Below are 14,520 nucleotides of genomic sequence, written 5' to 3'. Positions count from 1 at the left end.
AATGATATCCGGTTGAAACAATGGGCAGCAGTATAGGTTACCCACACAAGTGAAGTTATTGAACGTATATTTAAGAGTGTAACATAAAAGAACAAGGATATAACTCTGCATTATCAGTTTTGAAATTAAGTAAGAGTTATTCAGGGGAACGTCTTGAAGCTGCATGTGAAATAGCTTTGCCTATGGCATGTGTACCTCATTATAAACACCTTAAATCCATTCTCGCTAGAAATCAAGATATTATCTATCTTGAGCAAAAAATGCCCATCCTAAAATTATAGATTCAAGGAGAATTATAAAAATATAAGTTGATTTTTTATTTATTTCTACATTTAATTTCCTGTATTTGTAGTAGAATAGTTTTAAATGATCAATTTATAAGTGTGGAGGCTAATTTATGAAATTATTATTGACTAACGACGATGGAGTTAATGCAAAGGGAATATATGCATTAGCTAAAGAATTAGAAAAAAAGCATGAAGTGATAATTGTTGCGCCGGATGTTGAAAAAAGTGCCAGCAGTCATTCCATAACAGTAAGAGATCCTTTATTTGTAAAACAAGTGAAGCTTGAAGGAATAAAATCGAAAGCTTACAGCGTCACTGGTACACCTGCAGACTGTGTAAAGATTGCAATAGATAAAATTGTAGATGGAAATATAGATATGGTTTTATCTGGAATAAATAATGGATTGAATATTGGATTGGACGTGTTGTATTCCGGTACGGTTTCTGCAGCTATTGAGGCTGCCATTAATAAAATACCTTCACTGGCTGCATCTATGGAAGTTGAAGATGGAGTTGAAGGAGAATATGAGGATGCAGCAAAATGTGTTTCAGAAGTGCTGGAAAAGCTTCAAGATAGACACATGAAAGATGATGTTGTATTTAATTTAAATATGCCTATGAAGATAAAAAAAGGAATTAAAGTGTGTAAAATTGGGGAAAGAGGATATACTGGTTATTTTATAGAGGTGGATTCCAAAGATGAGGGAAAGACTTTTCAACTAAAAGGTAAGATGAGTGAATCTCTTGTTATTGACACAGATGGATATTTTATAAAACAAGGTTATGCTACTTTAACACCACTTCACTATGATCTTACTAATTTTAAACTGCTTAAACAGGTTGATAAAATTTTTAGTTAATAAATCTTAGTTATCTGAAAGATCAGAAAATTTAAGTGTTTAATTTAGTATATGTTAAAGAATAGTGTTGATATTAGGCTGTATTTTAAGAATATTAAGAACAGAAAAAGAGAGCTTATTCAGGAATGCTCATTATGAGTTATCTGAATAAGTTCGAAAAGAAATTTTTAAATATATTGAATTATTGTAATATTGAAAAGGGTGTTTTTACTTAAACTTTTAACTGAAATCCATTAAGTTTTGTAAATAATGTTGATATGAATGTTTTCAAATTTATTACTTTCCTAGTGCTGCTGCCACCATTGCTTTAACATTCTCGGGTCTTGCATTTGGGGGTATACCACAGCCGGAAGCAAGTATAAATCCTCTTCCCATATCCTTTATCAACTGAGTACTGTAATTGTATATTTCATCAGGAGTTCCAAGAGTAAGTTTTGCAGCTTGTACGTCTCCTTTAATACACATACGGTCTCCTAATTTTTCTTTAATTTTATAAATATCAGTTGTTCCATCTGTTTCAAAAACACAGGTGCCTTTTGGAAAATCTTTAAAATAGTCAAGAGAACGCTGCCAATTGGCATCAATATGAAAGTTTGCAGTTAATCCTGTTTCTATTACGGCATAAGTTATCTTTTTAAGAGGGTTCCATATAAACCTTTCCCATAATTTAGGATTATAGAAGTCAGGACAGCCGCGTCCCATAGCTACGAATACAGAAATAGGATCTACAGCATTTTGAATACTCTGTTTCATTGCCTTAATATTGGCATCAGTTATTATATCCATTACTGCTTCTACCTTTTCAGGTATTCTTCTTATATCTACCATGAATTTTGCCATGGTACGGCCTCCACTCAAGTAATCAACAGGATGGGAAATTGTACCTGCGTAATAAAGAGGATATCCCTCATCCCGCATGTTTTTGTTAAATTGAGGAGCTTTAGTAATTATTTCTTGGGTTTTTTGAAAATCAACATTTATCTTTGAAGCGTAAAAATTGTTCTGAAATTCCTCAAAACCTTTATCTATTATGGTATCATAGTCATCAACGGTCATATATTCGCGCTCATCAACTTGCCAGAGCGTATTATCAGGGAGTTCACGTCCAGGAAGCTTTATATTGGAAAAAAATATCATTCCCATCATTGCTGCATTTGAAAAGGTTCCAGATGAGCCGTCAAATCTAAACATTTTTGCTCCATCTATTTGAACCTTATTTGAGATTTCCAAATTTGATACATAATCAGATAATTTAACACCGGCTACATTAGCAAGGAAAGCATCTGCATATGGAATAACAGGTGTTCTATCAGGTTTTTCAAGTGCTATTGCTTTTTTTATTCTGGTTAAACGTTCATTGTATAATTCTTGTGATGTCTTCATATTATTTCACCTCCGCTAATTTTAAACTTGTAATGTTTTACATCTTAAATATTATTCCATATGTTATAAATATAATCATATATGGTTTTTTTAAAAATAAACTTTGCTATATAATTATAACAAGTTAACGTTTTCATTACAATGAACATTAGGCTGAATATGTATACATAAATTTCAGCAAAAAGCACTGTCCTTTTTTAAAAGTTTAGGCATAACAATAGCTATAAGCTAAAATCAGTTTTTACATTAGTAACTTATGAAAGTTTGAAATACATCAAATATGATGATAATATTTTTAATAAAGGCTTTCCCCTAAGTACTATAATTGTAATCAAGAGGTGAATAGTATGGCTGTGAGTCTGAATAGCATCATACAAGAATTGATAGAGTTTAATCTGGAAGTATTTATATCACAAGATAACGAAATACTAGTACAAGCTGTTAAACTACTGGAAATTAATCAGGTAATATTTGAACCACAGTATTTATATGTTGGCTTAGTTTTAGATTTTCCCAAAAGTATCCCTTCAAATATACCAGTAAATATCATTTGTGTAACTGAAAATACACACTTTGATGTGAATTCTAAAGAGGAAAACCTAAATTTAATTTTGATACAGAGTAAAGTTGAAGTGGCTTGTATCTTTAATAAGATACAAAGTGTTTTCGCCAATGAGCAGAAAATCCAATTAAAGCGTGAGAAATTAATTAATGCATTTATTCATGGAAAGGGTCTGCAGGGTATTATTAATACTGCCTATAAACTGCTTAGTAATCCAATAATTCTTATTGACTCTAGCTCTAAGCTGCTTTCTTATTGCGGCAGTATTGAAGTAAACGATATATTTTGGAATGACTTAGTCTTAAATGGATACTTTTCCTATGAGTCAATATCTATGATTGAAGCTAAGAAGCTATCTGATATTATTAGCAGAAATGTTGACCCGGTTTATGTTGGAAAAGAAATCTTTGACGTTGCACGACTTATTTCTAAGATTGTTTCTGATAATAAAATTGTTGGTTCTATCGCCATGTTAGAGTATGAAAAACTTTTTAGCGAAAATGACATAATACTTTTCAAACTTTTATGTGAAATCATTTCTTCTGAAATGCAAAAAGGAAGATTTATCCAAAATTCAAATGGATATATGTATGAATCCTTTATTACCCAAATTCTTGATGGAAAAAAAATCAATTCTAAAATTATAAATGATCGAATTAAATGTCTTGATTTAAACCTGAAAGAAAATCTATATGTATTGACCATTCAATTTACGGAATCTGACATTATAGAAAAAGTCGATGTTCAATATTTATGTAATATTTTTGAACAAATTATAAGCGGGAGCAAATGTATTATATATGATAATTCCGTTGTAGCAGTTATCAGTTGCAGCACAAAAATGACTGCTCAGCAGAATGATATAAAAAAACTTGCAGACTTCCTTAAAAAAAGCAATATGTACGGTGGGGTAAGCAGATGTTTTTACAATATTTCCAATTTGCAAGAATACTACCGTCAATCTGTAAAGTCAATAGAATATGGAATAATTACAGCAAAGAAAGATCACCTTTATTTTTATGAGAAGTATGTTTTATACTGCCTATTGGACATTTGCCAAAGTAAAGACGAATTAATAAAGTTTTGTCATGTATCTATATTTACTTTAATTGAGTATGATAATAATCAACATACGAATAATATGAAAGTACTTTATACCTATCTTAAAAACGAAAAGAGAATAGCAGCAACAGCTGCTGATTTGCGAATCCATCGGAATACTTTGACATCACATATTAAGACTATAGAAAAAGTTATGAATATTAATCTGGACGATGTGGACACAGCGTTTCATCTCTATTTGACTTTTAAAATTCTAATGTTTACTAAGTCATTAAATTTTAAGTTTTAAGAATAGGCTGCTAAAGTTATTACTAATATTAAAGAGAACGAATTTTACACGTTCTTCGAAATATAATGCTAAAAATAAAAACTTGTGTTTTTGTAATGGTAGCAGATAAGACTATGCAGCAGGTACTTAGTAAAAGTTGTGATATTGGATTTTGTGGGCCGGAGCAGACAATATATATATATAACCAGAAGAGAAAGGATTACCCCGTACTTTTTGCACAACTTACAACTACGGATGGTTCTTTTTTAGTTGGTAGAAAAGCGGAAAAAAACTTTGATTGGAAATCTGTAAAAGGTAAAAGTATAATTGGGGGAAGACCTGGTGGAGTTCCCGAAATGGCTCTGGAGTACGTATTGCAGAAAAATGGAATTCAACCTGGAAAAGACGTTAACTTGATGACAAATATTGCCTACACTGCAACAGGAGGAGCTTTTAAATCGAAAACAGGGGATTATGTTGCACTTTTTGAACCAACAGCTAGTATGCTTGAAAAAGATAAAACTGGATACGTAGTTGCTTCAGTAGGTAAATCTGCTGGTGTGCTTCCATATACCTGTTATTTTTCAACTAAATCCTATATGGAAAAGAATCCACAGACTATACAAAAATTCACTGATGCAATTCATCAAGGACAAATATGGGTTCAAAAACACAGTGACAAAGAAGTGGCTGAGGCTATAAAATCATTTTTCCCTGGAACAGATGAAGATATCTTGATTTCTGTAGTGAAAAATTATAGAGCTATAAATGCCTATGCGACTACGCCAGTTATAAAACAGCAGGATTTAAACAGACTTGAGGATATAATACAAAACTATAAACCTAGTTTAATACCTTCAAGACCAGACTTTAATAAGATAGTTAATAACTCTTTTGCAGAAAAAGCTATTAAATAACTTATATACATCAATAGATTATTAGTAATTGAAAATTACATTTAAGTTAAGAATTAATAGTGAAAAATGAGTGAAAATTAATTATAACTATTAATTCTTAACTATTAATTTTAAATTTAAACTCTGCCCACACATAACTTTTGATATAATGGAATAAAATACAATTAGTCTTTTTACTGTATGAATGGTAGGTGGTGTACGTTTTGAATAATGAATATTTAGATTATATAGAAGATTATGCTCGAAAGGTTGATTTTAAAAAAATAGCAGAGAATCCATTTTATTTTGAAAAGGTGTATAGGGACATAGGTATGAAATTTGAAGATCTATATGGAGCTTCATATAATGAAATGGATGAAGCATATATTCCAGGAACTTTGTTAAATGCAGATAATGAAAAATTTATTGCTGTATTTTTTATAGGAGTAAGAAATGGTGGCATAAATTATAGAGCTATTATATTTCATCCTAAATATGGTCTTGTAGATGAAGATGATTTTCAAGATGTATTATCGGAAGAAGAATACCTTTCTATGATACACTATAAATATAGATTGTGTGTAAAATTATTGAATGATTCGCCAGGAAATATGTTTAAAAAATACTAGTTGTATAAGATTGATGTATATAGGAATTTACTATAAAAATTCTTGACAGGTTGAAAAATAACGTTATAATAGAACTATATAAATTTGAATTTGTTAACTGTGAAAAAGAGGATTAGAGATAATGGAGTATAAAGAGAGGAAAATCTGTTAGTTGAGAGGTTTTCTATATGGATTATCTTGAAGGTAGCTTTGGAGTTTCTTTGCTGAAATAACAGTAGGTAAAGACGGTTTTCTTAATCGTTATTTTTTAAGAGCCTGTATTTACAGGAAAAAAGGTGGTAACGCGGGTCTTCGTCCTTTATGGATGAAGGCTTTTTTTTGATTTAAGAATGTAAATACTTGAATTGGTATTAATATTAGAATATCTAATAATTAGGAGGAGATTTGATGGCACAAAAGAAAGAAATGGCAACTACTTATAACCCAAAAGAATTTGAGGACAGACTTTATGATCTTTGGCAAGAAAAAGGATATTTTACACCCAAAGCAGATAAAAATAAAAAATCGTATACAATAGTAATACCACCTCCAAATATTACAGGAAAATTGCACCTTGGACACGCGCTAGATGATACTATACAGGACATAATAATAAGAACAAAGAGAATGCAAGGCTACAGTACACTATGGCTTCCGGGTGAAGATCATGCAAGTATTGCAACTGAGGTAAAAGTTGAAAAAGAACTTCTAAAAAAGGGAATAGAAAAAAAGAAAATAGGAAGAGAAAAGTTCCTTGAAAAGACTTGGGATTGGAGTAATGAATACAGGGGAAGAATAAGAAATCAGGTAAAGAAGCTTGGTTGTTCTACAGATTTTACAAGAGAGCGATTTACTATGGACGAAGGCCTCAATAAGGCAGTAAAAAAGTTCTTTGTAAAACTATATAATGATGGCCTTATATATCAGGGAAACAGGATAATAAACTGGTGTCCTAAATGTCAGACAGCTATATCCGATGCTGAAATCGAGTATGAAGAGCAGCAGGGACATTTTTGGCACATAAAATATAAGGTTGTAGGCAGTGACGAATACCTTGAAATTGCAACTACAAGACCTGAAACAATGTTTGGAGATACAGCCATTGCAGTTAATCCTAAGGATGAAAGATATAAGCATTTAGTAGGAAAGAAAGCTATACTTCCAATTATAAATAGGGAAATACCTATAGTTGAGGATGACTATGTAGACATGGAGTTTGGTACAGGAGCAGTTAAAATAACACCAGCCCATGACCCTAATGACTATCATGTAGGAAAGAGACATAACCTTCCTGAAATAATAATAATGAATGAAGATGGAACTATAAAATTACCTGGAACAAAATATGATGGACTTGATAGATATGAAGCTAGAAAGTTAGTAGTAGAAGATTTAGATAAGCAGGGATATTTGGTTAAAATCAAAGAACATGCACATAATGTAGGATGTCATGACAGATGTGGTACTACTATCGAACCTATGCTTTCAAAGCAGTGGTTTGTAAAGATGAAATCACTAGCAGAACCTGCTATTAAGGTTGTAAGAGATAAAAAGGTTAAATTTGTACCTGAAAGGTTTGAAAAGACTTACTTTAACTGGATGGAAAACATTCAGGATTGGTGTATTTCAAGACAGCTCTGGTGGGGACATAGAATTCCTGTTTGGTACTGTAAGGATTGTGGCGAAGTTATAGTAACAGATGGAGAAGCTACGAAATGTACAAAGTGTGGTTCAACTAACTTAGAGCAGGATAAAGATGTACTTGATACCTGGTTTAGTTCTGCACTATGGCCTTTCTCAACACTTGGATGGCCAGATAAGACAGAGGATTTGAAATGCTTCTACCCTAACAATACTCTTGTTACAGGATATGACATAATATTTTTCTGGGTTGCAAGGATGATATTCTCAGGTCTTTATTGTATGGATGATATTCCTTTTGAAAATGTACTTATACACGGTATTGTAAGGGATTCTCAAGGAAGAAAAATGTCAAAATCCCTTGGAAATGGTGTAGACCCAATAGAGGTAATAGAACAATATGGAGCAGATGCTCTTAGATTTACTCTTATTACAGGAAATGCACCAGGAAATGACATAAGATATTATCCAGAAAGAGTTGAAGCGTCTAGAAATTTTGCAAATAAAATATGGAATGCTTCAAGATTTGTACTTATGAACATAGATGAAGATTTGATGAATAAGTATAAAGACTGCAAAGATTACAGTGGTGCAGATAGATGGATAATGTCTAAATTAAATACTCTTGTAAGAGAAGTTACAGACAACATAGAAAAATTTGAACTTGGAATAGCTTCTCAGAAATTATATGATTTTATATGGGGAGAATTATGTGATTGGTATATAGAACTTGTTAAACCTGTTATGTATGGTGAGGATGAAAAAGCTAAGGGTGTGGCATACAATGTATTAAACAATGTATTATCTACAAGTTTGCAGCTATTACATCCTGTAATGCCTTTTATAACTGAAGAAATATATACTCACCTTTATACAGAGTATGAATCCATAACTATATCAAAATGGCCAGAATATGATGAAAGCCTGAAGGATTTAAAGGCAGAAAAAGATATGGAATATATTATAGAGGCTATTAGAGAAATAAGAAATATTAGAACAGAAATGAATGTACCATTTTCCAGAAAAGCAAAAATCATGGTTCATGTAGCTGAAAAAGATGCATATGAAGCTTTTCAAAATGGAGAAGATTATTTCAAAAAATTAGCTTCTGCTAGTGAAGTTGAATTTTTAAAAGATAAAAATGATGCACCAAAAAATATAGTATCGGCAGTAACTAGAGGAGCAGAATTATTTATTCCACTTTTTGATCTAGTAGATATGGATAAGGAAATTGAAAGACTTAATAAGGAAAAGGAAAAACTAGAGGGAGAAATAAAGAGAGTGGAAAATAAACTTTCAAATGAAAAATTTGTTTCCAAGGCACCGGAAGCTGTGGTAAATGCAGAAAGGGAAAAAGGAGATAAGTACAGAGAAATGCTGAATACTGTAATTGAAAGATTGCAGAATATCAAGTAATTCTAAGACTCAGGTGGAGTTTTGCTAAGAGGAATACCTCTATCTCCATCAGAGTCTTATTAACAGTATTTTTAGTGCCTTTAACACTTAGAATACGTTATTATTTAGGAAAAGAACTTATCTAGGGACGCGGTCGTTGGATAAAATAAAAAAATGTGGGGATGTGTTACTATGAATTATGATGAAACAGTTGAGTATATAGAAACTACTGCTAAATTTGGAAGTAACTATGGACTTGATAGAACAGAAAAGATGTTAGAGCTTTTAGGTAACCCACAGAAGAAAATAAAGACAATACATGTAGCGGGTACCAATGGAAAAGGTTCTATTACGGCAATGATAAATAGAATACTAATGGAAGCAGGATTTAAGGTAGGTATGTATACTTCACCTTATTTAGAGGTGTTTGAAGAGAGAATTCAGATAAATGGTGTCAATATACCTAGGGATGATTTGAGTAGGGTAGTAACCAAGGTGGCAGAAGTTGTTAAAAAAGTTATTGAACTTGGGTATGAAAACCCTACCGAATTTGAGATAATTACCTGTACTATGTTCTATTATTTTTACGAGAAGAAAGTTGATATAGCTGTAGTTGAAGTGGGACTTGGGGGGAGACTTGATGCCACAAATGTTATGGCACCATTTTCAAAAGAAGAAGATGGAGGAGTATTGCTTAGCATAATTGCCTCTATAAGTTATGATCATATGCAGATACTAGGAGATACCTTAGCTGAGATAGCTCATGAAAAGGCAGGAATAGTTAAGCCTGGTATCCCCGTAATACTTTATCCTGAAGAGAAAGAAGCAGAAGAAGCTATAGAAAAAGTATGCAGTGAAAGGGGAAGCACACTTATAAAGGTTCCTTGTGATTGTGTAGAGCCTGAAGATCAGGAAAAGGTGAACAATAACAGCAAAGAATATGTGCAAAAGATAAGGGTACATACAAAAAAAGAAGATTACCATATTGAGTTATCCCTTTTAGGTAGACATCAGCTTACAAATTGTGCTTGTGCCCTATTTGCTATAGAGGAACTGTCTAGATATGGATTTAATATAGATAAGCAGACTATATTAAAAGCACTTTCTAATGTGAAATGGATTGGAAGACTTGAAGTAATGCACCGCAAACCACTAGTTGTAATAGATGGAGCACACAATAGAGAAGGAATTTCCATGCTGAGGAAAAACTTATGCACCTATTTTAACTACAATAAGATGATACTTATACTGGGTATATTGGCAGATAAAGAAGTTGAAGTAATGGTAAAAACTATTGTTCCTTTAGCGGAGAGAGTAATAGCCGTTACCCCAAACAATACAAGAGCTGAAAGTTCAAAAGAGTTAAAAGGGGTCATAGAAAAATATAATTCCAAATGCGAAGCTTTGGATACTTATGAAGAGGCTTACGAAAAGGCACTTTCCTACTGCAGCGAAGATGACATCCTATTGATATCAGGTTCTCTTTATATGATAGGCGACATGAGAAAAATTATAAGAAAGCACAATAACAGCAAATAAGTTTGAAGTTATGGCTTTTAACTAAAAATAAACTTATGCTTCTAATTGAAAGTTAACTTATACAAAGCATGTAATGACAAATTTTAGCACCATAAAAACTTTTGACAAGTCTGAAGCTCGGCATTTTGAAAATCTAAGAACCTTAGATAAACTCGTACCTCAAACATATCTAAGCTCCTAAGATTTTCTAAAATGCCTCGCTAAGACTTATGGAAAAGTTTTTAAAGGCGCTTTCAATTTTGTCATTACATTTTACGTATAAGATTAAATTTCAATTAGAAGTCTTATATAGATTTATATGGGTATTCTAACTTAAAAATCAACTTATACGTAGGCATATTTTTACAATAATGAAGTTCTTTTAAATATTTTGCATATAAGTCTTAGAAAAAAATTCGTAAAAACTTAGAGCTTTTGAATTGTCTGAGGTACGAGTTTTCAAAAGTTCTTAGCTTTTTTAGAATTTTTTACTTAGACTTATCAAAATATTTAATGAACTGAAGGTTGTAAAAAATATCCATAGAATAAGTTGATTTTTTGCTTAGAAGATCTATATGTTAAATAAATTTTTTACTTACGGCTTAAAACTAATTTTTTAAGGGCAGTTGCAAATTGATCAGGACAGGAAGTCCCTTTTCCACTGCAGGAAATTCCCTCTAATTTTTCGACAGCTTCAGCTACATCCATTCCTTCTACTAATTTTGATATACCTTGTAAATTTCCATTACATCCTCCTACAAAATTTACATTTCTAATTTTGTTTTCTACAACATCAAAATTTATTTGACTTGAACAAACTCCTTTTGTTACATAACTGTACATTTCATCACCTTGTTTCATATAAAATAATGTATTAACAAAATAATTATATAGAATATAAAGTTAATATACAACAAAATAAAATAATTAATTAGTATTACCTATTTTAGCTAACCTTCATATTATAGTTGTAAGGGGGCGATGGTGTGTTGGAGTATCTTTATATATGTAGCACTTCTTCTGATACGGTATCAAAGGTGAATTTGGATGATTTTCATGAAGAAACTAGAATACATTTAAAATCTGAGGACATGACCTATAGAGTTGGACCCCATGGTGTATGTTTAAATGATTCTAAGCTTATAACGGCAAACAAATATAATAACAGCATATCTATAATAGATATAAAAAATGAAATTCAGGAAGAAAGTTATTATGTTGGGGCATGCTGCAATGATATTATTACCTATAAAAATAATGCATATATAATATGCAGTGATTTAAACAGTCTGCTTGTTTTTGATCTTAATATGAGAAGAGTAGTTGAAGAAGTTCCCTGCGGAAATCTTCCTTATAGTATATGTTTGAATAAGGAAAGAAAGCTGCTAGTAATATCTAATATGGAAGATGATAGCATAACCTTAATAGACTGCAAAAAAAATGAACGTATAGCTAACATAAGAGTAGGATGCTACCCTACTAAGGCTGTGTTTGCAGTGGATGGACAGCATATACTTATCTGTGAAAGCAATATAGGATCGGAGTTTAGGGGAAGTATAGCCATATTATCACTTAAAAACTATAAAATTATAAGTAGAATTATTGTGGGAAATTCGCCAGTAGACATATACTGCAGCAGTAGATACTGTTTTGTATCCAATTTTGGAGATGGTACAATAAGTGTTTTGGATATAAATAACTATAAGGAGAAAAAGAGGTTGATTGTAGGGGGGATGCCTGCGAGGGTATTAAAACGAAGGGGAAGTTTATATGTGGGTGATAATTATAACAATTTATTGATAAAGGTAAATTTAAAAGATGAGAATAAAAAATATATACCTATAGGTGGAGAACCTACAGGTATGGTTGTCAAATAAATATTTAATCTTCCATAAGTAATTCAACTATTTTATAATAAATTTCTGAAAAGTTTTTTTCCCACTTTTCACATAGTTTTTGGGCAGTTTTTTTAGAGTCCACATTTAGCTTCAAGTTCATTAAGGTGGAATTACTTTCCGATATTTTTAAATTTACCATAAAACTGTTTTTATGTTTAGTTGTATAGTTGGCATTTACTGAGATTTTACTTTTTATGCCATTAAAATGTTGATCTATATAGTTGTCTAATATATCTATTTTATCTTTGGAAATTCTATTTCCGAAGAGGGACAACACCTTTATGCCTTTTTTTGTAATTATAAATTTATGGTTACTTTGAGAATCTATCTGCTTGATAAAATTAGAAGATAGAAGCTCATTTAAATATTGCTGAAGAGTAAAATAATTTATGAAGTCATTTTCCAGTATGACTTCAGTTATTTGATTATTGGAAATAGGAAACTTGATTTTTTTAAATATGTAAAGCAGAAGTAATTTATTTTCTGCTAGTTCTAAAGTATTTTCAAACATTTAAAATCCTCTCCATTGAATTAAGAATACTAAAATAATATATATGTATATTATAGCATAGTTGTATAAAATATTTGAATGCATATTTTTGAATGTAATATATCTGCAATAAATTTTTTAAATTTTGTAATATTTGTTGTTATAAAATACTATATAAAATTATGAAATAAATATATTGTGGAGGTAAAAATTGAAATCAAGATGTATAAAAAAAATATTTATGGTGTCAATATTATTGCTTATAGCTATTGGCGTATCATTATTTGCAAATTATAGATATGAAGGGGCATTTGCAAGAGTAAATAGGAAATTACCTATTTATTGTGTTGACACAAAAGATAAAAAAGTTGCTATAACCTTTGATGTTAGTCTAGGAGATGAATACATTGATCAGATATTAAATGTACTGGATAAACATAATATAAAAGCTACATTCTTTGTAGTAGGGGACTGGGTTGATAAAAATCCCGATAAGCTAAAGGAGATATATACTAAAGGACATGAAATAGGAAATCATTCAAATAGGCACCCTAATATGACGAAAATATCTAGAGATAAAATTATTGAAGATATAAACATAAATGAAGCTAAAATAAGAAGCATAATAGGAAGTGGAACAAAATTATTTAGATGTCCTGAAGGGTCTTATAATGACGATGTAATAGATACAGTAAAGAATTCAGGATATTACTGCATTCAATGGGATGTAGATAGTATAGACTGGAAAGAGCAGGGGGCAGATCTTGAATACAACAGGGTTATAAAAAGTACAAAACCTGGTTCTATATTATTATTTCATAATAGTGCAAAGTATACACCACTTAATTTAGAAAGGGTAATAGTAAACTTAAAGGAAAAAGGATACAAGTTTGTTAAGGTAGGGGATTTGATATACAAAGATAACTATAAAATGGACTATGACGGAAAGCAGATGAGAAATTAATATGACTTATATTAAACAGTTATTGAAAAACACAATAAATATGTATTATAATGGCAATGAGGGCAAGTATCAATGATTGGATTACAATTTAGAAAATAGTATAAAAAAACATATCCTGTTTAAAATAATTTTAAAACATATATTTTAACAGGAGGTAATAAAGATGCAATCTATAGAAGTTATTGAAACTAATGCCCAGTTTAAGAGATATTTGGTAGAGCTTTTTGATTTAATGAATTTAGACTACTCCACTTTTACAGACAATGATGTTAGTAGAAGGGTAAATTATGTAGTGCTAAATTCTATAGATGAAAGGTACAAAGTTCTAGATGGAGATTATTGTTTTGTAAATATGGATTTAATAAGCAAAAAGAAAAATAATGTAGATATATCCGGTTGCATCATAACCTATGGACTGGGAAATAAGAATACGGTTACTATATCGAGCTTAGACTATTCTAGCGGATTTGTATATTGCCTCCAAAGGGATATTATATATGAGGGAAAAAGGGTGATTGAGGCTCAGGAAATTCCAGTTAATATGGCACTCAAAGATATTGATGAACTTTACGCAGCTGTAGTAGCTATAACTATAGGTCTTATGGAAGACAAGTGCATTTATGATTTGATCAAAAATAAAACATTTATGACTTTAAGCTAAATTATAAGTATATTTTTGTTTTTTGAT

12 protein-coding genes and 1 other annotated feature are annotated in these 14,520 nt (G+C 31.0%); of the genes, 9 read left to right on the top strand and 3 right to left on the bottom strand.

What is annotated here, in order from left to right; translation table 11 throughout:
* Positions 1-397: 397 nt before the first annotated feature.
* Positions 398-1,147, top strand: a complete 750-nt coding sequence (gene surE / locus CLAU_RS06570; protein WP_013240098.1) for a 5'/3'-nucleotidase SurE — start codon at positions 398-400, stop codon at positions 1,145-1,147.
* Between the two features lie 276 nt (positions 1,148-1,423).
* On the opposite strand, the gene CLAU_RS06565 is transcribed toward surE, so the two are convergent.
* Positions 1,424-2,530, bottom strand: coding sequence for a uroporphyrinogen decarboxylase family protein (locus CLAU_RS06565; protein WP_013240097.1), 1,107 nt, complete (start codon positions 2,528-2,530; stop codon positions 1,424-1,426).
* Between the two features lie 347 nt (positions 2,531-2,877).
* On the opposite strand from CLAU_RS06565, the gene CLAU_RS06560 reads away from it, so the two are divergent.
* From CLAU_RS06560 to CLAU_RS06540, 5 genes are all read left to right on the top strand, one after another.
* A complete protein-coding gene (locus CLAU_RS06560) occupies positions 2,878-4,443 on the top strand; it encodes a PucR family transcriptional regulator (RefSeq protein ID WP_013240096.1) in 1,566 nt (521 codons plus the stop codon).
* Between the two features lie 65 nt (positions 4,444-4,508).
* Complete coding sequence (locus CLAU_RS06555) at positions 4,509-5,339, top strand: ABC transporter substrate-binding protein (protein ID WP_013240095.1); 831 nt, start codon at positions 4,509-4,511, stop codon at positions 5,337-5,339.
* A 203-nt stretch (positions 5,340-5,542) separates the two neighbouring features.
* Positions 5,543-5,947: a hypothetical protein gene (locus CLAU_RS06550; RefSeq protein WP_023162213.1), complete on the top strand. Its 405-nt coding sequence runs from the start codon at positions 5,543-5,545 to the stop codon at positions 5,945-5,947.
* A 90-nt stretch (positions 5,948-6,037) separates the two neighbouring features.
* Positions 6,038-6,249: a binding site (T-box leader), on the top strand.
* Positions 6,250-6,334: 85 nt separating this feature from the next.
* The gene (locus CLAU_RS06545; RefSeq protein ID WP_023162212.1) at positions 6,335-8,983 is read left to right on the top strand and encodes a valine--tRNA ligase; all 2,649 of its coding nucleotides are present in this window, start codon (positions 6,335-6,337) and stop codon (positions 8,981-8,983) included.
* 171 nt (positions 8,984-9,154) lie between these two features.
* A complete protein-coding gene (locus CLAU_RS06540; RefSeq protein ID WP_023162211.1) occupies positions 9,155-10,501 on the top strand; it encodes a bifunctional folylpolyglutamate synthase/dihydrofolate synthase in 1,347 nt (448 codons plus the stop codon).
* A gap of 570 nt (positions 10,502-11,071) precedes the next feature.
* On the opposite strand, the gene CLAU_RS06535 is transcribed toward CLAU_RS06540, so the two are convergent.
* Positions 11,072-11,323, bottom strand: coding sequence for a TIGR03905 family TSCPD domain-containing protein (locus CLAU_RS06535; protein ID WP_013240091.1), 252 nt, complete (start codon positions 11,321-11,323; stop codon positions 11,072-11,074).
* A 146-nt stretch (positions 11,324-11,469) separates the two neighbouring features.
* Between CLAU_RS06535 and CLAU_RS06530 the strand changes: the two genes are divergently transcribed.
* The gene (locus CLAU_RS06530) at positions 11,470-12,357 is read left to right on the top strand and encodes a YncE family protein (protein WP_029169899.1); all 888 of its coding nucleotides are present in this window, start codon (positions 11,470-11,472) and stop codon (positions 12,355-12,357) included.
* 4 nt (positions 12,358-12,361) lie between these two features.
* Here CLAU_RS06530 and CLAU_RS06525 read toward each other — a convergent pair whose 3' ends face one another.
* On the bottom strand, positions 12,362-12,889 hold the full coding sequence (locus CLAU_RS06525) for a DUF4364 family protein (protein WP_023162207.1): 528 nt from the start codon (positions 12,887-12,889) through the stop codon (positions 12,362-12,364).
* Positions 12,890-13,079: 190 nt separating this feature from the next.
* Here CLAU_RS06525 and pdaB point away from each other — a divergent pair, with 190 nt between their 5' ends.
* Together pdaB and CLAU_RS06515 are read left to right on the top strand one after the other, a co-directional pair.
* Positions 13,080-13,832, top strand: a complete 753-nt coding sequence (gene pdaB, locus CLAU_RS06520) for a polysaccharide deacetylase family sporulation protein PdaB (RefSeq protein WP_023162206.1) — start codon at positions 13,080-13,082, stop codon at positions 13,830-13,832.
* Positions 13,833-13,995: 163 nt separating this feature from the next.
* Positions 13,996-14,493 (top strand): hypothetical protein, encoded by a 498-nt coding sequence (locus CLAU_RS06515; RefSeq protein WP_023162205.1) that lies wholly within the window; start codon positions 13,996-13,998, stop codon positions 14,491-14,493.
* Positions 14,494-14,520 lie beyond the last annotated feature (27 nt).

Origin of the sequence: Clostridium autoethanogenum DSM 10061, from assembly GCF_001484725.1 — a bacterium.
Classification (GTDB): Bacteria; Bacillota; Clostridia; order Clostridiales; family Clostridiaceae; genus Clostridium_B; species Clostridium_B ljungdahlii.
The sequence above is the reverse complement of the archived record's forward strand: the minus strand, read 5'-3'. Positions and strand labels throughout refer to the sequence as shown.